Raw genomic sequence first — 19,235 nt, forward strand, 5'->3', positions numbered from 1 at the left:
GCCACGGCCGGCCTGAACGGAGCGGCATCATGGGTGCTTCCGACTTCTCGAACCTGCCCCACATCGGCGAGGCGCTGCGGCGCAAGGAAGACTATCGCTTCCTGACCGGCGCGGGCAACTACACCGACGACATCACGCTGGCCAACCAGAGCCATGCGGTCTTCGTGCGCTCGCCGCACGCCCACGCCGTCGTCAAGTCTGTCGACACGGCCGAGGCGCTCAAGATGCCCGGCGTGGTCGGCATCTTCACCGGCAAGGACATCGAAGGAAAGATGGGTGGCCTCCCTTGCGGCTGGCTCATCAACAACCCCGACGGCACTCCCATGAAGGAGCCGATGCACCCGATCCTTGCGATCAACAAGGTGCGCTACGTGGGCGACCATGTGGCCATGGTGGTGGCCGAGACGGTCGAGCAGGCCAAGAACGCAGCCGAGGCCGTGGTGGTCGACTACGACGTGCTGCCCGCGCTGGTGAGCGTGGCCGACGCGGCCAAGACGGCGAGCGGCGTCACGCTGCACGACGAAGCGCCCGACAACCGGTGCTACAAGTGGGCGCTCGGCGACAAGGCCGCGGTGGACGCGGTGTTTGCCAATGCCGCGCACGTGACCAAGCTCGACCTGGTCAACAACCGCCTGGTGCCCAACCCGATAGAGCCGCGCGTGGCCATCGGCAGCTACAGCCGCGGCACCGACGACTACACGCTGTATGTGTCCAACCAGAACCCGCACGTCGAGCGCTTGCTGATGACGGCCTTTGTGCTCGGCCTGCCCGAGCACAAGGTGCGCGTGATTGCGCCCGACGTGGGCGGCGGCTTCGGTTCCAAGATCTTTCTGTACGCCGAAGACGTGTGCCTGACCTGGGCAGCCAAGCAGCTCAACCGCAACATCAAGTGGACGGCGGAGCGCTCCGAATGCTTCTTGTCCGATGCGCATGGCCGCGACCATGTGAGCCACGCCGAAATGGCGATGGACAAGGACGGCAAGTTCCTTGCGATGCGCGTGCACACCGACGCCAACCTGGGCGCCTACCTGTCGACCTTCTCGACCGCGGTGCCCACCATCCTCTATGCCACGCTGCTCGCGGGGCAGTACACCACGCCGCAGATCTATGTCGAGGTCGATGCGTGGTTCACCAACACGGCGCCGGTCGATGCCTACCGAGGGGCGGGGCGGCCCGAAGCCACCTACCTGCTCGAGCGGCTGGTGTCGCGCTGCGCCTGGCAAATGAACCTGGGCCAGGACGAGATCCGCAAGCGCAACTTCATCACCACCTTTCCGTACCAGACGCCGGTGGCGCTGCAGTACGACACGGGTGACTTCCACGCCTGCATGGACAAGGCCAAGGTGCTGGCCGAAGTCGAAGGCTATGCGCAGCGCAAGTCGGCGAGCGAAGCCCAGGGCAAGCTGCGCGGCATCGGCTACTCGAGCTACATCGAGGCCTGCGGCATCGCGCCTTCGAACATCGCCGGGGCGCTCGGCGCGCGGGCCGGCTTGTTCGAATGCGGCGAAATCCGCGTGCACCCGACCGGCAGCGTGACGGTGTTCACCGGCTCGCACAGCCATGGGCAGGGCCACGAAACCACGTTTGCGCAGGTGGTCGCGGCGCGGCTGGGCATTCCGGTCGACAACGTCGATGTGGTGCACGGCGACACCGGCCGTGTGCCTTTCGGCATGGGTACCTACGGCTCGCGCTCCATTTCGGTGGGCGGCGCGGCCATCATGAAGGCACTCGACAAGATCGAGACCAAGGCCAAGAAGATTGCCGCGCACCTGATGGAGGCGAGCGATGCCGACATCGAGTTTGCCAACGGCGAGTTCACGGTCAAGGGCACCGACAAGAAGATTCCGTTCGGTCAGGTGGCGCTCACGGCCTACGTGCCGCACAACTACCCGCTCGACAAGCTCGAGCCCGGGCTGAACGAAACCGCCTTCTACGACCCGACGAACTTCACCTTCCCGGGTGGCACCTACATCTGCGAGGTCGAGGTCGACAAGCAGACCGGCGAGGTTCGCGTCGACCGCTTCACCGCCGTGGACGACTTCGGCACCATCATCAACCCGATGATCGTCGAGGGCCAGGTGCATGGCGGGCTGGTGCAGGGCATTGGCCAGGCGCTGCTCGAAAACTGCGTGTACGACAACGAGACCGGCCAGCTGCTCACCGGCAGCTTCATGGACTACGCCATGCCCCGGGCCGCCGACTTTCCGCAATTCAAGCTCGACACCGTGTGCACGCCCTGCACGCACAACCCGCTCGGCACCAAGGGCTGCGGCGAGGCCGGTGCCATCGGCTCGCCGCCGGCGGTGATCAACGCCGTGCTCGACGCGCTGGCACCGCTCGGCATCAAGGACCTCGACATGCCTGCCTCGGCCAGCCGCGTGTGGGAGGCGATGCAAAAAGGCAGCGGAAGCGCAGCGGCGGATACGCAACCGCAGGAGCCCGCGCTCTCCGCAAGCACCCAAGGCCGCCCGGCCCCCTGAACATATAAGAAGGAATCACACCATGTACGCCTTCACACTCGAACGGCCCTCTACCGTGGCCGATGCGGCCAAGCTGGTGACCGCCGGCGCCAAGCCGCTGGCCGGCGGGCAAACGTTGCTTGCTTCCATGAAGCTCAGGCTTTCCGCGCCCGAGCGGCTGGTGGACCTTGGCGGCGTCAAGGAACTCACCGGCATCAAGAAAGACGGCAGCGCAATCACCATCGGTGCCATGTCGCGCCACCTCGACGTGGCCAACAACCCCGACGTGAAAGCCGCCTTCCCGGCGCTGGCGGACCTGGCCTCGCGCATCGGCGACCGGCAGGTGCGCGCGATGGGGACCATCGGCGGCTCGGTCGCCAACAACGATCCGGCTGCGTGCTATCCCAGCGCGGTGCTCGGCTCGGGCGCCACGGTCGTCACCACGAAGCGCGAGATCGCGGCGGACGATTTCTTCCTGGGCCTGTTCACCACGGCACTCGAAGAAGACGAGCTGATCACCGCGATCCGTTTCCCCGTTCCCAAGCGCGCCGTGTACGAAAAGCTGCGCCAGAAGGCGTCGAACTTTCCGTTGGTCGGCGTGTTCCTCGCGCAGTACGACAGCGGGGTGCGGGTTGCCATTACCGGCGCGGGCAACGGCGTGTTCCGGCATGCGGGGCTCGAAGATGCGCTCAACAAGAGCTTCACGGCGGCGGCCGCCGCAGCCGTGAAGATCGATGCGAGCGAGCTCAACGGCGACCTGCATGCTTCTGCGGCCTACCGCGCCAACCTGATCAGCGTGCTCACGCAGCGCGCGGTGACCAAGGCGCTGGGCTGAAGCAGCCAGGCGAGAAACGGAAGGCGCGACGACATCTCGCGTCTTCCGCTACGCTTTGCCATGATCTTCCCGACCATCGATTCCCTTTCGGACGGCTTGATGAAGGCCGGCTACTTTGCCGACCGCCGCCTGGCGACGGCCGTGTTCCTTGCGCTCAAGCTGCAGCGCCCGCTGCTGCTCGAGGGTGAGCCCGGCGTCGGCAAGACCGAGCTGGCCAAGGCGCTGTCGACCGCACTCGGCCGCGAGTTGCTGCGCCTTCAGTGCTACGACGGGCTGGAACAGCGCGAGGCACTTTATGAATGGAACTACGCCGCGCAACTGCTGCACATGCGCGCGGCCGAAGCCACCGGCGCGGCGCGCGATGTGGAAGCCGAGGTGTACCAGCCGCATTACCTGATTCGCCGCCCGCTGCTGCAGGCGCTGCAAACTCCGGCGCCCGGCGCCGTGCTGCTGATCGACGAGGTCGACCGGGCCGACGAGCCGTTCGAAGCCTTCCTGCTCGAATACCTTGGCGAATACCAGGTCAGCATTCCCGAGCTGGGCACGGTGCGCGCGGTGGTGCCCCCGGTCACCATTCTTACCAGCAACCGCACGCGCGAGCTCAACGATGCGGTCAAGCGGCGGTGCCTCTATCACTGGCTCGACTACCCTGAGCGCGAACGCGAACTGGCCATTGTGCGAGCCCAGGTGCCTGAGGCCGGCGAGAAGCTTTCCGCGCAGGTAGCCGCCTTCGTCGCGCGGCTGCGCGATGCCCCCTTTGTCAACGCGTTCCAGCGCGCGCCCGGCATTGCCGAAAGCGTCGAATGGGCGAGGGCGCTGATTGCGCTCGATACGGTCGAGCTCGACCCTGAAGTGGTCGTCGACACCTCGGGCATCCTGTTCAAGCAGCGCGACGACGTGGCCGCGCTCACGCGTGAGCTGGCGTCCGACCTGCTGAAGCCCGAGGAACCGGTCGCGCCCTGAGCGTGGCTTGCCAAGGCGGCCCGCATGACCGGTATCCAGCAACTCGGCGATGTACGCAGCGGCAAGCTGGCCGGCAACATCACCGCCTTTGGCCGCGCGCTACGCCGCGCCGGTGTGCGTACCGATGCCATGCGAATCTCCCTCGCCGCCGAAGCGGCCACGCTGGTCGGCGTGGAAAGCCGGCTCGACCTGAGCGCGGCCATGGAAGCCGTGATGGTGAGCCGCGAACAAGACCGCATGGTGTTCCGCGAACTGTTCGATGCGTGGTTTCGCGATCCCGAACTCGCCAACAAGCTGCTCGCGCAGATGCTGCCGAGCGCCGAGGGCAAGGCCGAACCTTCCAAGCGCCGACCGCGCGTGCGCGAGGCACTCACCGCGCCGCGTGACCCGGCCAAGCCTGCCGTAGCCGCCAAGCCCGACAAGGAGGTCGAGTTCGATGCCGCCATGACGTCGAGCGACCGCCAGCGTTTGCAGCATGCAGACTTCAATGCGCTCGGTGCTTCGGAATACCGGCTGGTCGAACGCCTGGCGCGCGATATCTCCTTGCCCATTCCTTCGCTGCCGTCGCGCCGGCTGCGCCCGGCCAACGATGCGGGCTCGCAGCATGCGCGCATGCACTGGCCCGGCGTGCTGCACGAGGCGGCGCGCACGGGCGGCGAAATACTTCGCCTGCCGAAGCTGAGCCGCCGCGAACAGCCGTTGCCGCTCCTGGTGCTGGTCGATGTGTCCGGCTCGATGGAACGCTATGCGCGGCTGCTGCTCGCGTTTCTGCATGCAGCCACCCGCCGCGCCGGGCGCCGCGATGTGTTCGCCTTCGGCACGCGCCTGACCGACCTGACGCCTGCTTTCCGGCTGGCCGATACCGACGCCATGCTGGGCGCGGCCAGCCTTGCCATTGATGATTTCGCGGGCGGCACGCGGCTGGGCAGTTCGCTGGCCGAGCTTCGCCGCGCGCATGCGCGCCGGCTCACGGGCCGCCGCACGCTGGTGCTGGTGATCAGCGACGGGCTCGACACCGGAGAGCCCGCGCTGCTGGAAAGTGAGCTGCTCTGGCTCAAGCGCCATTCGCGCCGGCTGCTGTGGCTCAATCCGCTGCTGCGCTTCGAGGGCTACGCCCCTTTGGCGCGTGGGGCCGGCGTGCTGCACCGGCATGCAGATGCGATGCTGGCAGTCCACAATCTCGGTGCCCTCGAACAGTTGGCCGCCAGCATCGCCGCACTGATGCGATCCGGCCGCTAGGCCTTACAGGAAACAAGAAGGAAACCCACCATGGAAATGCTCGGCAACCGCCGCCTCGGCATCACGCAACAGCAGGCGTGGGAAGCGCTGAACGATCCCGAGACGCTCAAGAAGTGCATTCCGGGCTGCGACAAGTTCGAGCTCACGGGCGACAACCAGTACAGCGTGGCGCTGGCCGTCAAGATCGGCCCGGTGTCGGCCAAGTTCAACGGCAAGGTGATGCTGTCGGACATCGTCGCGCCTGACGGCTACAAGCTCACCTTCGAAGGGCAGGGCGGTGTTGCGGGCTTTGCCAAGGGATCGTCCAGCGTAACGCTCAGGCCGCTGGACGGCGCCGCAGCCGAGCCGGCGCCGGCCGGCTGCGAACTCGACTACACCGTGCAGGCGCAGGTCGGCGGCAAGATCGCCCAGCTCGGGCAGCGCCTGATCGACGGCGCGGCCAAGTCGACCGCTGACGACTTTTTCAAGCGCTTCGAGGCCGAGATGCAGAGCCGTTACGGACCGCCCCCGCGGCCGCCGAAGAAACGACGGAGGCACCCGCGGAGAAGGCAGGCGTCATGTCCGGTCTCATGAAGAAAATGGGCCTCGGCAAGAAGGACGACAAGGACGCGTCCGCCGCGCCGGGGAACGAAAGCTGAGGGCTGGCGACGCCATGGAAAATCTCGATGTGATGGTGCTGCGCACGCTGCGCGACTGGCGTCAGGCCGGCAAGCGTGCGCTGCTGACCACGGTGGTGCGCACCTGGGGCTCGTCGCCGCGGCCGGTCGGCTCGATCATGGCGCTGGCGGACGACGGCGCGGTGGTCGGCTCGGTTTCGGGCGGCTGTATCGAGGACGACCTGATCGCCCGCTACAGCCACGCCCACGCGAACAACGGTCAGGGCGAAGAGGTGCCGCCGGGTGCGCCGCCCAAGCTCGTGAAGTACGGCATCACGGCCGACGAGGCGCATCGCTTTGGCCTGCCCTGCGGTGGCACGCTGGAGCTTCTGCTCGAATACGACCCCGACGCCGACTTGCTCGCCGACCTTGTAGCCGAACTCGAGCAGGGCAAGCTCATGCAGCGCACGGTCACGCTCGCCAACGGTGCCGTGCGGCTGAACGAAGCCGAGGCGCCGGACGAGCTCAAGGTAAACGACGCGGAGCTCACCAACACCTTCGGGCCCGAATACCGCATGTTGCTCATCGGCGCGGGGCAGCTGGCCGAATACTTGGCCACGATGGCCAAGTTCAGCGGCTTTGCCGTGACGCTGTGCGACCCGCGCGCGGAGTACCGCACCGCATGGTCGCTGCCCGGCGTGGAAATCACCACCGAGATGCCCGACGATGCGGTGCTGGCCTTCAGGCCCGACCGGCGCAGCTGCGTGGTCGCGCTCACGCATGACCCCAAGCTCGACGACCTGGCGCTGCTTGAAGCCCTGCAGAGCGAGGCTTTCTACGTAGGTGCGATCGGCTCGCGCCGCAATGCCGATGCGCGGCGCGACCGCATGATCGAGCACTTCGACCAGACGGCCGAATCGCTCGCGCGGCTGCGCGGTCCCATCGGCATCTACATCGGCAGCAAGACGCCGCCGGAAATCGCCGTGAGCGTGATGGCGGAGATTCTCGCGGTGAAGAACGGCGTGACGCTGCCGCGCGAAATGGAAGTGGCGCGCGCCAAGGGCCTGCAGCAGCTCGCGATGAGCTGAGGACCCGGCCGGCTTTTCTGCTCAGTTCAATTCAGCGGGCCCGACTTTGCCGCGGGTGGCACGTCGCCGCCTTTTGCCGCTCGCGAAAGAGTGCCGCGCGCATCAGGAAGATGGTGGTGATGGGAGCCGTGAGCGCAATGAAGAGAACGATCAGCACGGCGTGCAGGAACAGGCTGTAGCCCTGCACCGAGAAATAGACGATGGTGGCAATCGTCATGCACCATACGCCCACCGTGGCGCCGAGCGTGGGCGCATGAATGCGGCGGAAAAAAGTGGGCAGGCGCACGAGGCCGAAGGAGCCGATGGCGGCGAAGGCTGCGCCGAGCACCGCGAACACGGCGGTGACGATTTCGGCCCACAGCGGCAAAGGCCCAATGATGAAATCGTTCATTCGATGACCTCCCCGCGCAAGAGGAACTTGGCCATCGCCGTTGACCCGACAAAGCCGAACAGCGCCGTCAGCATGGCCGCTTCGAAGTACACATTGCTCGCATAAACGATGCCGAGCACCAGCATCATCAGCATGCCGTTGATGTAGAGGCAGTCCAGCGCCATCACGCGGTCTTGCGCGGTTGGCCCGGCCAGGAGGCGGGTAAGCGCGCAGAGCATGGCCACGGCCAACAACAGGAGCGCCAGCTTCAGGGCCCAGAAGAGTACAGGCGTCATGATTCGAAGATCTCCATCAGGGGGTGTTCGTAGCGCTGCTTGATCATGGCGACGAAGGCGGCTTCGTCGTCGACGTCGAACACGTGGATCAGCAGCACGCTGCTGTCGAACGAGATTTCGCCCCAGGCGGTGCCGGGCGTGAGGCACATGATCATGGCCAGCACTGCAAGCCCGTTCGGGTCGCGCAGATCGAGCGGCACATTCACGAACTTCGATTCGATGCGCGATGTGCGGCGCGTGAGCAGCCGGCGTGCCACGAAGAGAGCCGATTGCAGCATGTCGGCCACCGCCCGGCCCGTGAGCCGCAACGCGACCCAGGGTTTGCGCATGCGCACGGCGGCCGGCCGGAGGCCCTTGGTCAGCAGCGGCACTGCAATGGCCAGCACCACGGCCGATGCCAGCGTGGCAGCTTCCAGCGACTGGTTGAGCAGCAGCCATACGACAAACAGCGCGATCGAGAGTGGCGGCGAAGGAATCCAGCGCTTCATGGTGCCGTGCCCTTCTGCGCAGGCACGGGGTTGAGCACCTGCCGTGCATTGAGCACGGCATCGCGATACGCAGTGGGCGTGCGCAGTCCTTCGGCGGTGATGAGTGCGTGGCGCATGACAGGGCCGGCCCATATCGTCAACGCCACGCAGGCCGCAAGCAGGCCGGCCACCGGCAGCACCTCGAGGGCGGGCAGCGCGGGCATGGTGGGATGCGGCTGGGTCCAGAAATGGCGGATGCCGGTGCGGCTCAGAGCAATCAGCGCCAGGAAGCCCGATGCGATCAGCAGCGCCAGAAAAATCCACGCCGGCGTGGAGGTGCCGCTGGTCACGAAGGCGCCGGAGAGCATGGCGAACTTGCCCACGAAGCCCGAGAGCGGCGGCAGGCCCGCGAGCAGCAAGGTGCAGCCGATGAAGCTCAGGCCGAGAAATGCCACGCCGGCCGGAATGGCGCGGCCATAGAGCGCCTGCGCCTCATCGTCGAGGTTCACGTCGTCGAGCACGCGCAGGTCTTCGGCCAGGAAAGGCGCATTGCCCGCCGCTTCGTGTGGCGCAACGCTCATGCCGGCGTTGCGCCAGCGCTCGATCATGTCGATCAGCAGGAAGAAGGCACTGACCGCGAGCGTGGAGCTCAGCAGGTAATAAAGGGCGCCGGCCCATACGGCGGGCTCGCCGAGTCCCATGGCAGCCAGCAGCGTGCCCGCCGACACCAGCACGCTGAAGCCCGCGAGGTTGGAGAGCCGCTGTGTGCCGACGATGCCCATGGCGCCCGCGAACAGCGTGGCAAGCCCGATGGCGATGAGTGCGGACTGGCCGAACGCGGCCGAGGCGCCGGCATCCGGCGCAAAGAGCAGCGTCCACAGCCGCAGCAGCGTGTAGATGCCGAGCTTGGTCAACAGCGCAAAGACCGCGCCCACCGGCGACACCGCCGCGCTGTAGGCCGGCACCAGCCAGAAGTTGAGCGGCCATGCGCCGGCCTTGGCGAAGAACGCGGTCGCGAGGATGGCGGCCGCCGCATGCACCAGGCCGCGATCGGCCGGCGCGAGCTCGGCGATGCGCACGCTCAGGTCCGCCATGTTGAGCGTGCCCGTCACGCCGTAGAGCAGCGCCGCGCCGATGAGGAAGAGAGACGACGCGGCCAGGTTGATGGCGATGTAGTGCAGCCCCGCCTGCACGCGCAATCGGCCCGAACCATGCAGCAGCAGGCCGTAGGAGGCCGCGAGCATCACCTCGAAGAACACGAACAGGTTGAACAGGTCGCCGGTGAGAAAGGCGCCGTTCAGGCCCATGAGCTGCAGCTGCAGCAGCGGATGGAAATGCACGCCCGCCCGGTCCCAGCGCGAGGTGGAATAGATCGAGGCCGCGAAGGCGACCACGCCCGTGAGCGCCACCATCATGGTCGACAGGCGGTCCGCCACCAGCACGATGCCGAAAGGGGCTTGCCAGTTGCCGGGCAGGTAGACGCCGATGGAGCCCGGGCCGTCGCCGGTATCGGGCGCATTCACCCAGCGCAGCAGCGCCAGCGCCGCCAGCAGGCCCACCAGCCCCGAGACCACGCTCAGGGCCGACTTGGCGCGGCGCCGGTTTTCGCCGAGCAGCAGCATCAAGGCCGCGGTAAGCAGGGGCACGAGGATCGGCACCGCCACCAGATGCGGCATGCTGAAGTCGAGCAGGCGGTCGAGCAGGTGAACCGGTTCCATCACTCGGCCGCCTCCTGCCGTTCTTCACCGTCCACATGGTCGGTGCCGGCCAGGCCGCGCGAGGCCAGCAGCACCACGAGGAACAGCGCCGTCATCGCAAAGCCGATGACGATGGCCGTCAGCACCAGGGCCTGCGGCATCGGGTCCGCGGTGTTGGCCAGCGTGGAGGTGAAGCCCTTGACGAGCACCGGCTCGCTGTCGAGCTTGAGCCGCCCCATGCTGAAGATGAAGAGGTTGACCGCGTACGAGATGAGCGTGAGGCCCATGATCACCTGGAAGGTGCGGGGGCGCAGCAGCAGGTACACGCCCGAGCCGGTGAGCACGCCGATGGCGAGTGCGAGCACGATTTCCATCAGTGCACCCCCTCCACGGCTTCGGACTGGGCCTGGGCTTCCTTTTCGGCCTGCTCGTCGGCCCAGCGGTGGCTGCGTATCGACTGGTGGGCCAGCGCGGTAAGAATGAGCATGGTGGCGCCGAGCACCAGCGCGAACACGCCGATGTCGAAGAAGAGGGCGCTCGGCACATGCAGCTCGCCCAGCACCGGAAGATGCAGGTGAGCCGTGTGCGTGGTCATGAACGGATAGCCGAAGATCACCGCGCCGCTGCCCGTAACCAGCGCCAGCAGCAGGCCGACGGCGATCCAGCGGCGCGGATAGATGCGCAGGTGCTCTTCCACCCATTCGGTGCCCGAGACGATGAACTGCAGCAGCAGCGCCACCGACATCACCAGCCCCGCGACGAAGCCGCCGCCCGGCGAGTTGTGGCCACGCATGAAGAAGTAGACCGCGACCAGCACCGCAAGCGGCAGCAGCAGCCGCACCAGCACGGCCGGCACCATCAGGTAGCCCACGGCGGTGTCCTTGGCGAGGCGCGGATTCAGCAGGTCGCTGCTGCCGTCGTCGGCCTGCAGGCGCTGCTGCACCGGCAAGGCCATCGATTCGCGTGCCGGACGGAAGCGGCGCAGCAGCGCATACACGGTGAGCGCCACCACGCCAAGCACCGTGATCTCTCCGAAGGTGTCGAAAGCGCGGAAGTCGACCAGCATCACGTTGACCACGTTGGTGCCGCCGCCTTCGGTGAGTGCGCGCTCCAGGAAGAAGGGCGAAATGCTCTGCGGAAATGGCCGCGTCATCATCACCCAGGCCAGCGCCGACATGCCGCCGCCCGCGGCAGCCGCCACCAGCAGGTCGCGCCCGCGCCGGCCCCACGGGCGCAGCCTGGCGCGCGCGGGCTGGATCGCGTCCTTGCTGCGCATCGGCAGCCAGCGAAGCCCCAGCAGGATCAGCACCGTGGTGACGGCTTCGACCACGAGCTGCGTCAGCGCAAGGTCGGGCGCCGAGAACCAGATGTAGGTGACCGAGCACACCAGGCCCGCGCCCGAGGCGAGCATCAGCGCGGCGAGCCTGTGGAACTTGGCCTGCCATGCCGCGGCCAGCGCGCAGGTGCCGCCGATGAGCCAGGTCATTGCGAACATGGTCGAGAAGGGCAGCAGCTCGCGGGTGCCGCGCGCCACGGGCGCGGTCCAGAGCGAAACGGCGGCGCCCGCAGCGGCTACTGCAATCAGCAGCAGCAATTGCGTTTGCAGGCGCCGGGTGCCCAGCACGCGCCGGCTGCGACGGCCGGCTTCGCTGAGTTGCGCGAGCAGATGTTCGAAGATGACCTGTCCGTCGAAGCGGTGCAGCAGCGGCGTGTGCGCGAGGTCGCCTTTCGCACGGCGTCGGCGCTGCGAGAGGTAGAGCGCCATGCCGCCGGCCAACGCCACGAAGCTCATCGCCAGCGGCAGGTTGAAACCGTGCCACACGGCCAGGCTGTATTCAGGCAGCACGCCGCCGACCACCGGCGTGGCGGCAGCGGCCAGCAGCGGGCCGATGGACCACGCCGGCGCCACGCCGACCACCAGGCACACGAGCACCAGCAGCTCGACCGGCACGCGCATCCAGTGCGGGGGCTCGTGCGGCTGCCGCGGCACGTCGGGCCCGCAGGGTGGCCCGAAGAACACGTCGAACACGAAGCGCGCCGAATAGGCCACGCTGAAGACGCCCGCAACGGTCGCGATGATCGGCAGGCTCACGTTGATCCACGGCGTTGCCTGGATGAACACCGTCTCGGCGAAGAACATCTCCTTCGACAGAAAGCCGTTGAGCAGCGGCACGCCGGCCATCGAAGCGCTGGCAATCACCGCCAGCGTGCCCGTGATCGGCATCAGCCGCATCAGGCCGCTGAGCTTGCGGATGTCTCGCGTGCCGCTCTCGTGATCGATGATGCCGGCCGCCATGAAAAGCGAGGCCTTGAAGGTCGCATGGTTCATGACGTGGAACACCGCCGCCACCGCCGCGAGCGGGCTGTTGAGCCCGAGCAGCAGCGTGATGAGCCCCAGGTGCGAGATGGTCGAGTAGGCAAGCAGCGCCTTCAGGTCGCGCTGGAACATGGCAACAAAGCCGCCGAGCAGCAGCGTGATGGCGCCCGCGCCGCCCACCAGCCAGAACCACATCTCGGTGCCAGACAGCACCGGCCACAGCCGCGCCATCAGGAACACACCCAGCTTCACCATGGTGGCCGAATGCAGGTAGGCCGAAACGGGCGTGGGCGCCGCCATGGCGCGCGGCAGCCAGAAGTGGAACGGGAACTGCGCGCTCTTGGTAAAGGCGCCCAGCAGTATCAGCACCAGCGCGGCAGGGTAGAGCGCGTGCGCGCGAATCTCGTTGCCTGAAGCAAGCACCACGTCGAGCTCGTAGCTGCCCGCAATGCGGCCCAGCACCAGCACGCCGGCCAACAGGCAGAGTCCGCCGGCACCGGTAACGGTGAGCGCCATGCGCGCGCCGCGCCGCGCATCGCGCCGGTGATGCCAATAGCCGATCAGCAGGAACGAGAAAAGGCTGGTGAGCTCCCAGAACAGCACCATCTGAATGAGGTTGCCCGAAAGCACCACGCCCACCATCGCGCCCATGAACGCGAGAAAGAACGAGAAGAAGCGCGGCACCGGATCGGAGGCCGACATGTAGTAGCGCGCATAGAGCACCACCAGCGCGCCGATGCCGAGCACCAGCATGCAGAACAGCCACGCAAAGCCGTCCATGCGAAACACGAGGTTGAGGCCGAGCTCCGGCAGCCACGCGATTTCCTGCCGCAGCACATTGCCGTGCGCGATCTGTGGAAAGAGCCATGCGGCCTGCACCGCGCAGCCTAGCGCGACGAGCCCCGCCAGCGTCGACTCCCGGTTGCGCGCGTTCGACGGCATCAACGCGGCCAGCACGCTGGCGATGAAGGGGAGTGCGACGAGAAAGACCAGGGGCATTGCGGTCGATTCTATCGATCGGCCCTTTGGAGGGGCCTTCTAGAAACCCGGGAACTCCGCGCGATTTAGGCGCGGGCGCGGCGTCAGGCGGCCAGGGCCTGAACGCTGCGGATGCCCAGCCAGGTGAAGAACAGCGAGCCGCCGAGATGTGCTGTTGCCGTGAGCAGGGCCACGCCCAGCCGGCCTTCGAGAAGCATGGTCACCACTTCGGCCGAAAAGCTCGAGAACGTCGTGAGCCCGCCGAGGAAGCCGGTCACCAATGCGAGCCGCCAGACGGGATCGAGATCGGGCAGCAACTGGAACGAGGCAATGGCCACGCCGATGAGATAGCCCCCGATCAGGTTGGCGGCCAGGGTGCCCCACGGCATGAGCCCCCCGGCCCCGAACCAGAGCGCGAGGCCCCAGCGCGCCAGCGCGCCGACGGAGGCGCCGACGCAGATGGCGAGAATCGGAAGCAGCATCGGCCTATTGTCGGGGACGCTTGTCCCTGTTCATGGCGCCATTTGCTGAGGCAGCCAGGTGACCAGTTGCGGCACGAAGTAGATGATGAGCACGGCCGCCACCATCAGGAAGAACATCGGCAGCGTGACCCGGGCGATGTAGAGCAGGTCTTTTCCCGTCATGCCTTGCAGCACGAAGAGGTTGAAGCCCACCGGCGGCGTGATCTGTGCCATCTCGACCACCAGCACGACGAAGATGCCGAACCAGATCGGGTCGATGCCGGCGGAGGTCACCGTCGGCATGATGACGCCCATGGTGAGCACCACCATCGAGATGCCGTCGAGGAAGCAGCCCAGCACGACATAGAAAACCGCGAGCATCACGATCAGCTGGAACTTCGAGAGCCCGAGCGAACCGATCCACTCGGCCAGGTGCCGCGGCAGGCCGATGTAGCCCATGGCGAGCGTGAGAAAGGCCGCGCCCGCGAGGATCAGCGCCATCATGCAGTAGAGCCGCGTGGCACCGAGCAGCGCCTCCTTGAAGCTGTGCCAACTGAGCGAGCCCTGCGCGGCCGAGATGATCATGGCGCCCACGACACCCACGGCCGCCGCTTCGGTGGCCGTGGCAATGCCTGCGTAGATGGAGCCGAGCACCGACAGGATCAGCAGCGCGACCGGAATCAGCGAGAGCGATGCCCGCAGTTTCTCGACGAAGGGCAGCTTGGCGTCGGCCGGCGGAATGCGATCAGGATGGCGCAGCGACCAGAAAACGATGTACCCCGAGAACAGCAGCGCGAGCAGGATGCCGGGGATCACACCCGCGATGAACAGGCGTGCGATGGACACATCGGCGCTCACGCCGTAGACGATCATGATGATCGAAGGCGGGATCAAGAGGCCGAGCGTGCCGGCCCCGGCCAGCGTGCCGATGACCATGTCGTCGGGGTAGCCGCGGCGCTTGAGCTCGGGCAGGCTCATCTTGCCGATGGTGGCGCAGGTGGCTGCGCTGGAGCCCGACACCGCCGCGAACACCGCACAGCCCACCACGTTGGTGTGCAGCAGCCGGCCAGGCAGGCTTTGCATCCAGGGCGCGAGGCCCTTGAACATGTCCTGCGAGAGCCGCGTGCGGAACAGGATCTCGCCCATCCATATGAACAGCGGCAGCGCGGTGAGCGTCCAGCTCGAGGCCGAGCCCCAGATGGTCACGGCCATGGCGTCGCCCGCAGGTCGCGACGAGAAAACCTGCATGGCGATCCACGCCACGCCGGAGAGCGTGAGACCGATCCACACGCCGCTGCCCAGAATCAGGAAGAGCGCCGCAATCAGCAGGCCTGCAACGGCAATGTCACTCATGGCGCAGGGCCTCCGTTTCGACCGGCTTGGCCGGTCTTCCGCGCCACTCGATCACGAACTCGTCGAAAGCCGCGATGGCGAACACCAGCGCGCCGACCGCCATCGAGAGCTGCGGCAGCCACAGCGGGGTGGCGTCGTTGCCCGTGGAAATATCGTGGAAGTCGTAGGACTGGTAGACCAGCCGCGCGCTGTACCAGGCGAACAGCAGCGCGAGCAGGGCGCCCGCGCCCATGGCCCAGCGCTCGAGCCAGCGCTGCGCGGCCGGAGGCAGGTTCTGCAGCACCAGGGTCACGCGAATATGCTCGCCGCGCTTGAGCGTGTGCGCGAGTGCAAGAAAACCGGCGCCGGCCATCAGGTACCCCGCATAGGCATCGATGCCCGGAATGTTGAAATGAAGCTGCCGGCCGATGATGGAGAGCAGCACCATCACCAGCAGGCCGATCATGAAAAGCGCCGCCAGGGCGGCGGCGCTGTTGTAGAGGAAATCGAGTGTCTTTCGCATCGCAAACTGTTCGGCGATGCGTCACATCTTCTTGTAGGCGTCGACCACCGCCTGGCCGTCGGGGCCGGCCTTTTCGATCCACTCCTTGAGCATGGTGTCGCCGACCTTCTTCATGTCGGACTTGAGCGCGGCGGAAGGTACGTGAACCGTCATGCCGTTCTTCTTGAGCAGGTCGAGGTACTCGATGTTCTTCTTCTTCGAAACTTCCCAGCCGCGCTTCTCTGCATCGGCTGCCGCCTTCAATACGGCGTCCTGCGTGGGCTTGTCGAGCGCGTCGAAGGCCTTCTTGTTCATGAGCAGCGCGTTCTTCGGCAGCCAGGCCTGCGTGTCGTAGAAGTTCTTGATGTACTCGTAGGTCTTGGTGTCATAGCCGGTGGAACCGGACGACATGTACGACTCGATCACGCCGGTGGCCATGGCTTGCGACAGTTCAGCCTGCTGCACGGTGACCGGCTGTGCGCCGACGAGTTCGCCGATGCGCGCGGTGGCGGGGCTGTAGGCGCGCCACTTCACGCCCTTGAGATCGGCGGCCGAGGCGATTTCCTTTTTCACGAAGATGCCTTGTGGCGGCCAAGCCACTGCGTAGAGCAGCACGATGCCCTGTTCGGCCAGCTTCTTCTCGAGCACGGGCTTCTGCGCCTGGTACAGCTTCCAGGCGGCGTCGTAGCTGTCGGCAAGGAACGGGATGCCATCGGCACCGAACATCTGCCATTCGTTCTGGTAGTTGACCAGCAGGATCTCGCCGAGTTGCGCCTGGCCTCCTTGGACCGCGCGCTTGATTTCGGGCGCCTTGAACAGCGAGGCGTTGGCGTGCACCGTGATCTTGAGCTTGCCGCCGCTGGCCTTGTCGACGTCGCTGGCGAACTGCACGTTGTTCTCGGTGTGGAAGTTGCTCGCCGGGTAGGCGGTGGGCAGATCCCACTTGGTCTGCGCGAAGGCTGCGGCGCCGAGGGTGAGACCAGCGAGGGCAATACCGAACTTGTGATTCATGAGCGCTCCGGAACGTATGAAAGTGAAAACGAAAGCGAGCATACGTGCAAATTCCGGGCCACCGCTGAGGCATTTCCCTGCCACGCGGCCGCGCGCGACGGTCGCTTGTTCCCTTTGCAGCGCGCACAAAAAGCCGCCTTGCGGCGGCTTCGGTTATCGCGTTGCCGAGGTGCCGCGAGGGGCGGCACCGGCCGGCGAGCCGTGGGGTGTGCGATCAGGGCTTGGCGGGCTTCGCGTCGGCGGCGGTGGCCTTCACGGGCTTTGCTGCCGTTTCCGCCTTGGCGGCCTTGGCGGGGGCCGGTGCACTGGCTTGGCCACCGAAGGCCTGGCCGTTCACCGTGAGACCTTCGGCCGACAGCTTCTCGGCCTTCTTTTCCTTCACGCCCTTGATGCGCTGCATGAAGTCGGGCCAGTCCTTGAACTCGCCTTCCTTGCGGGCGTCGAGGATGCGCTTGGACATTGCGGGGCCCACGCCCTTGATGCCGTCGAGATCGGCCGCAGTGCCCTTGTTGACGTCGACAGCGGCGAACGAGGCAACCGCAAACAGCATGGCCATGGTGGCCAGGATTTTCTTGAACATGATCGAACTCCCTGATTTGTTGATTTGAGTGTTTGCCGACGGAGGTGCCGGCTCGCGTTCAACGAATGCAGGGAAAGGGGCGTTGACGGCCTTGCGTGCCGCAAGGCCCCTGGTGACCATTGTTCCGAACCATGTTCGGAACGTTGCTCAGAGTTCTTCGACGCGGCGCGGCGGATAGCTGTCCCAGGCCTGGCAACCGGGGCAGTGCCAGAAGTACTGGTGCGCCTCGAAGCCGCAGGCAGCACAGCGGTAGCGCATGAGCGGACGGGTGGCCTGGTCGAGCGCGCGCTGCACTTGGGGGTGGAACTGCTCGTGCTCGAAGCGCTCGCCGGCCAGCCAGCGCGATGCGGCGACCAGAGAGGGCTGCTGGGCGAGATGCGCGATGTAGCCGTCGCGCGGCGCGAGCGGTTGGCCATCGGCCGCCGGAACGGCCGCGGTCGGAGAGCCGCCGAGTGCCATCAGCGCCTCGAGAACGTCGATCGACGGCGAATCGGCATAGCGCCGTTGCAGCAGCGCGAGCGCTTCGCCTTCGCGGTGCGCGGCAACGGCGGCTTGCTGCAGCGCCGGCGCATACAGCGGCAGCGCGAGCGGGGCAGTGTCGCTCAGGGCAAGCAGGGTGTCGAAGGCTGCGGTTGCCTCGCCGTTGCGCAACTGCAGCGTGGCCGAATCGATGGCCGGGCGCGGTGCCTGCGGCGCCAGTGCCACGGCTTCGGAAAGCAGCCGGCTGGCCGTGGCCAGGTCGCCGGCCGCGACCTGCTCGGCGGCCTGTTCGCACAGATGGTGCGCCCGGCGCGTGCTGTAGCTTGCCTGGTCGGACTCATCGAGCTTCTGCGCCACGTCCGCGGCCTGGGTCCATTCGCGCGAACGTTCGTAGATGGCCAGCAGCGCCAGCCGTGCTTCGTTCTCGTAGCGCGTGCCTTCGAGCTTCTGAAGCGCGGCTTCGGCGCGATCGAGCAGGCCGGCGCGCAGGAAGTCTTGCGCGAGTGCGTGCTGCGCGCGCTCCCGGTCGGCGCGGCTCAGGTCGCCGCGGCCCAGCAGGTGCTCGTGCACACGCACGGCGCGCTGGTATTCGCCGCGGCGGCGGAACAGGTTGCCGAGCGCAAAGTGCAGTTCCTGCGTGTCGGGGTCGTTCTGCACGGCCTCTATGAACGCGTCGATGGCCTGGTCCTGTTGCTCGTTGAGCAGGAAGTTGAGGCCGCGGAAATAGGCCTTCGGGGCTTGCCTGTTTTCGAGCTTGAGCTGCCGGATGTCGAAGCGCGATGCGAGCCAGCCCAGCACAAAGGCGACGGGCAGGCTGATCAGCAGCCAGCTGGGATCAAAGTCCATGTTGACGTACGGCGGGAAGGTCGGTGGCGGAGATGGAGGGAGCCGGCGCTGGCGCGGTGGCGACCGCCAACCCCGCGTTTGCCGGGGTTTGCTGCGGCGCGGAGGGCTGCTGGGCTGCCGCGGCGGCGCGGTGCTTCCACCATCCGGGCAGCATGCCGAGCGCGCCCACCACGAGTCCGCCGGCGAAGGCTGCGAGTACGACAAGCACCAGCGGCGCGCGCCAGTGGGTGCCGAAGAAGAAATAGACGGTCGCGTCGTGCTGGTTGTTCAGCGCGAAGGCGAAAAGCGTAAAAAAAATGGCTGCCTTGAGCAGCCACAGGAGGTATTTCATAGCCATTCCCGTTGCCGGGAGCATTCTACGTTTGCATCATCCATGCGGGATCAGGGCTTGCTGCTCCTGGCTTCCTTGCCGCCGCCGAGTTCGGCGGTCTTGGCGTCGACCGCTTCGCGCAGCGCCTTGCCCGGCTTGAAGTGCGGCACCCGCTTTTCGGGAATCTGAACGCTTTCGCCCGAACGCGGGTTGCGGCCGATGCGCGGCGGACGCCGGCTGACCGAAAAGCTGCCGAAACCGCGGATCTCGATGCGATGCCCGCGCACCAGCGCGTCGCTCATCGCGTCGAGGATGGTCTTGACGGCGTATTCGGCATCGCGGTGCGTCAGCTGCGCAAAGCGCGCTGCGAGTTCTTCGACGAGGTCAGAGCGGGTCATAGGCCAAACA

The 19,235-nt window shown here is 66.7% G+C and carries 20 protein-coding genes; 6 read left to right on the forward strand and 14 right to left on the reverse strand.

The genetic code is table 11. The annotated features are described in order from the left end of the window. Nucleotides 1-29 precede the first annotated feature (29 nt). From M0765_RS17495 to M0765_RS17520, 6 genes are all read left to right on the forward strand, one after another. Nucleotides 30-2,480 (forward strand): xanthine dehydrogenase family protein molybdopterin-binding subunit, encoded by a 2,451-nt coding sequence (locus M0765_RS17495; RefSeq protein ID WP_258505020.1) that lies wholly within the window; start codon nt 30-32, stop codon nt 2,478-2,480. 22 nt (nt 2,481-2,502) lie between these two features. Continuing rightward, the gene (locus tag M0765_RS17500; RefSeq protein ID WP_258505022.1) at nt 2,503-3,294 is read left to right on the forward strand and encodes an FAD binding domain-containing protein; all 792 of its coding nucleotides are present in this window, start codon (nt 2,503-2,505) and stop codon (nt 3,292-3,294) included. A gap of 60 nt (nt 3,295-3,354) precedes the next feature. Further along, on the forward strand, nt 3,355-4,257 hold the full coding sequence (locus M0765_RS17505) for an AAA family ATPase (protein ID WP_258505024.1): 903 nt from the start codon (nt 3,355-3,357) through the stop codon (nt 4,255-4,257). A gap of 24 nt (nt 4,258-4,281) precedes the next feature. Then, the gene (locus M0765_RS17510) at nt 4,282-5,496 is read left to right on the forward strand and encodes a vWA domain-containing protein (protein ID WP_258505026.1); all 1,215 of its coding nucleotides are present in this window, start codon (nt 4,282-4,284) and stop codon (nt 5,494-5,496) included. A 30-nt stretch (nt 5,497-5,526) separates the two neighbouring features. Further along, entirely contained in the window at nt 5,527-6,069 is a 543-nt protein-coding gene (locus tag M0765_RS17515; RefSeq protein WP_258505027.1) for a CoxG family protein, read from the forward strand. Between the two features lie 79 nt (nt 6,070-6,148). Further along, entirely contained in the window at nt 6,149-7,180 is a 1,032-nt protein-coding gene (locus M0765_RS17520; protein ID WP_258505029.1) for an XdhC family protein, read from the forward strand. Between the two features lie 31 nt (nt 7,181-7,211). On the opposite strand, the gene mnhG is transcribed toward M0765_RS17520, so the two are convergent. The 14 genes from mnhG to M0765_RS17590 all read right to left on the reverse strand — a co-directional run bounded on the left by mnhG (nt 7,212) and on the right by M0765_RS17590 (nt 19,225). Further along, nucleotides 7,212-7,571 (reverse strand): monovalent cation/H(+) antiporter subunit G, encoded by a 360-nt coding sequence (gene mnhG, locus M0765_RS17525; protein ID WP_258505031.1) that lies wholly within the window; start codon nt 7,569-7,571, stop codon nt 7,212-7,214. Then, nucleotides 7,568-7,846 carry a K+/H+ antiporter subunit F gene (locus M0765_RS17530; RefSeq protein WP_157612985.1) on the reverse strand — a complete coding sequence of 93 codons (279 nt, stop codon included), beginning with the start codon at nt 7,844-7,846 and terminating at the stop codon, nt 7,568-7,570. Before M0765_RS17530 ends, mnhG begins: the two co-directional genes overlap by 4 nt. Then, a complete protein-coding gene (locus M0765_RS17535) occupies nt 7,843-8,334 on the reverse strand; it encodes a Na+/H+ antiporter subunit E (RefSeq protein WP_258505033.1) in 492 nt (163 codons plus the stop codon). Before M0765_RS17535 ends, M0765_RS17530 begins: the two co-directional genes overlap by 4 nt. Beyond that, entirely contained in the window at nt 8,331-10,031 is a 1,701-nt protein-coding gene (locus M0765_RS17540) for a monovalent cation/H+ antiporter subunit D (protein ID WP_258505035.1), read from the reverse strand. Before M0765_RS17540 ends, M0765_RS17535 begins: the two co-directional genes overlap by 4 nt. Further along, nucleotides 10,031-10,384 carry a Na+/H+ antiporter subunit C gene (locus tag M0765_RS17545; RefSeq protein ID WP_157612988.1) on the reverse strand — a complete coding sequence of 118 codons (354 nt, stop codon included), beginning with the start codon at nt 10,382-10,384 and terminating at the stop codon, nt 10,031-10,033. Before M0765_RS17545 ends, M0765_RS17540 begins: the two co-directional genes overlap by 1 nt. Then, complete coding sequence (locus tag M0765_RS17550) at nt 10,384-13,326, reverse strand: monovalent cation/H+ antiporter subunit A (protein ID WP_258505036.1); 2,943 nt, start codon at nt 13,324-13,326, stop codon at nt 10,384-10,386. Before M0765_RS17550 ends, M0765_RS17545 begins: the two co-directional genes overlap by 1 nt. Before the next feature lie 83 nt (nt 13,327-13,409). Continuing rightward, complete coding sequence (gene crcB / locus M0765_RS17555) at nt 13,410-13,787, reverse strand: fluoride efflux transporter CrcB (protein WP_258505037.1); 378 nt, start codon at nt 13,785-13,787, stop codon at nt 13,410-13,412. 30 nt (nt 13,788-13,817) lie between these two features. Next, nucleotides 13,818-15,119 (reverse strand): TRAP transporter large permease, encoded by a 1,302-nt coding sequence (locus M0765_RS17560; RefSeq protein ID WP_258505039.1) that lies wholly within the window; start codon nt 15,117-15,119, stop codon nt 13,818-13,820. Further along, a complete protein-coding gene (locus M0765_RS17565) occupies nt 15,112-15,621 on the reverse strand; it encodes a TRAP transporter small permease (protein WP_258505041.1) in 510 nt (169 codons plus the stop codon). Before M0765_RS17565 ends, M0765_RS17560 begins: the two co-directional genes overlap by 8 nt. A gap of 21 nt (nt 15,622-15,642) precedes the next feature. Then, entirely contained in the window at nt 15,643-16,611 is a 969-nt protein-coding gene (locus tag M0765_RS17570) for a TRAP transporter substrate-binding protein (RefSeq protein WP_258505043.1), read from the reverse strand. A gap of 214 nt (nt 16,612-16,825) precedes the next feature. After that, nucleotides 16,826-17,191, reverse strand: a complete 366-nt coding sequence (locus tag M0765_RS17575; RefSeq protein ID WP_258505045.1) for a ComEA family DNA-binding protein — start codon at nt 17,189-17,191, stop codon at nt 16,826-16,828. A 147-nt stretch (nt 17,192-17,338) separates the two neighbouring features. After that, nucleotides 17,339-18,517, reverse strand: a complete 1,179-nt coding sequence (lapB, locus tag M0765_RS17580; RefSeq protein WP_258505046.1) for a lipopolysaccharide assembly protein LapB — start codon at nt 18,515-18,517, stop codon at nt 17,339-17,341. After that, the gene (locus M0765_RS17585) at nt 18,507-18,848 is read right to left on the reverse strand and encodes a LapA family protein (RefSeq protein ID WP_258505047.1); all 342 of its coding nucleotides are present in this window, start codon (nt 18,846-18,848) and stop codon (nt 18,507-18,509) included. The genes lapB and M0765_RS17585 overlap by 11 nt, the downstream gene beginning before the upstream one ends. A 50-nt stretch (nt 18,849-18,898) precedes the next feature. Then, the gene (locus tag M0765_RS17590) at nt 18,899-19,225 is read right to left on the reverse strand and encodes an integration host factor subunit beta (protein ID WP_258505049.1); all 327 of its coding nucleotides are present in this window, start codon (nt 19,223-19,225) and stop codon (nt 18,899-18,901) included. Between the last annotated feature and the right edge of the window lie 10 nt (nt 19,226-19,235).

The sequence above is a fragment of the Variovorax sp. S12S4 genome (assembly GCF_023195515.1).
Taxonomy (GTDB): domain Bacteria; phylum Pseudomonadota; class Gammaproteobacteria; order Burkholderiales; family Burkholderiaceae_C; genus Variovorax.

Coding starts and splice junctions, on each gene's coding strand:
- M0765_RS17585 (WP_258505047.1), bottom strand. CDS start 18,848: ATGAAATACCTCCTGTGGCTGCTCAAGGCAGCCATTTTTTTTACGCTT.
- M0765_RS17505 (WP_258505024.1), top strand. CDS start 3,355: ATGATCTTCCCGACCATCGATTCCCTTTCGGACGGCTTGATGAAGGCC.
- M0765_RS17495 (WP_258505020.1), top strand. CDS start 30: ATGGGTGCTTCCGACTTCTCGAACCTGCCCCACATCGGCGAGGCGCTG.
- M0765_RS17565 (WP_258505041.1), bottom strand. CDS start 15,621: ATGCGAAAGACACTCGATTTCCTCTACAACAGCGCCGCCGCCCTGGCG.
- M0765_RS17570 (WP_258505043.1), bottom strand. CDS start 16,611: ATGAATCACAAGTTCGGTATTGCCCTCGCTGGTCTCACCCTCGGCGCC.
- M0765_RS17520 (WP_258505029.1), top strand. CDS start 6,149: ATGGAAAATCTCGATGTGATGGTGCTGCGCACGCTGCGCGACTGGCGT.
- crcB (WP_258505037.1), bottom strand. CDS start 13,787: ATGCTGCTTCCGATTCTCGCCATCTGCGTCGGCGCCTCCGTCGGCGCG.
- M0765_RS17545 (WP_157612988.1), bottom strand. CDS start 10,384: ATGGAAATCGTGCTCGCACTCGCCATCGGCGTGCTCACCGGCTCGGGC.
- M0765_RS17530 (WP_157612985.1), bottom strand. CDS start 7,846: ATGACGCCTGTACTCTTCTGGGCCCTGAAGCTGGCGCTCCTGTTGTTG.
- M0765_RS17540 (WP_258505035.1), bottom strand. CDS start 10,031: ATGGAACCGGTTCACCTGCTCGACCGCCTGCTCGACTTCAGCATGCCG.
- M0765_RS17500 (WP_258505022.1), top strand. CDS start 2,503: ATGTACGCCTTCACACTCGAACGGCCCTCTACCGTGGCCGATGCGGCC.
- M0765_RS17515 (WP_258505027.1), top strand. CDS start 5,527: ATGGAAATGCTCGGCAACCGCCGCCTCGGCATCACGCAACAGCAGGCG.
- M0765_RS17590 (WP_258505049.1), bottom strand. CDS start 19,225: ATGACCCGCTCTGACCTCGTCGAAGAACTCGCAGCGCGCTTTGCGCAG.
- mnhG (WP_258505031.1), bottom strand. CDS start 7,571: ATGAACGATTTCATCATTGGGCCTTTGCCGCTGTGGGCCGAAATCGTC.
- M0765_RS17550 (WP_258505036.1), bottom strand. CDS start 13,326: ATGCCCCTGGTCTTTCTCGTCGCACTCCCCTTCATCGCCAGCGTGCTG.
- M0765_RS17535 (WP_258505033.1), bottom strand. CDS start 8,334: ATGAAGCGCTGGATTCCTTCGCCGCCACTCTCGATCGCGCTGTTTGTC.
- M0765_RS17510 (WP_258505026.1), top strand. CDS start 4,282: ATGACCGGTATCCAGCAACTCGGCGATGTACGCAGCGGCAAGCTGGCC.
- M0765_RS17575 (WP_258505045.1), bottom strand. CDS start 17,191: ATGTTCAAGAAAATCCTGGCCACCATGGCCATGCTGTTTGCGGTTGCC.
- M0765_RS17560 (WP_258505039.1), bottom strand. CDS start 15,119: ATGAGTGACATTGCCGTTGCAGGCCTGCTGATTGCGGCGCTCTTCCTG.
- lapB (WP_258505046.1), bottom strand. CDS start 18,517: ATGGACTTTGATCCCAGCTGGCTGCTGATCAGCCTGCCCGTCGCCTTT.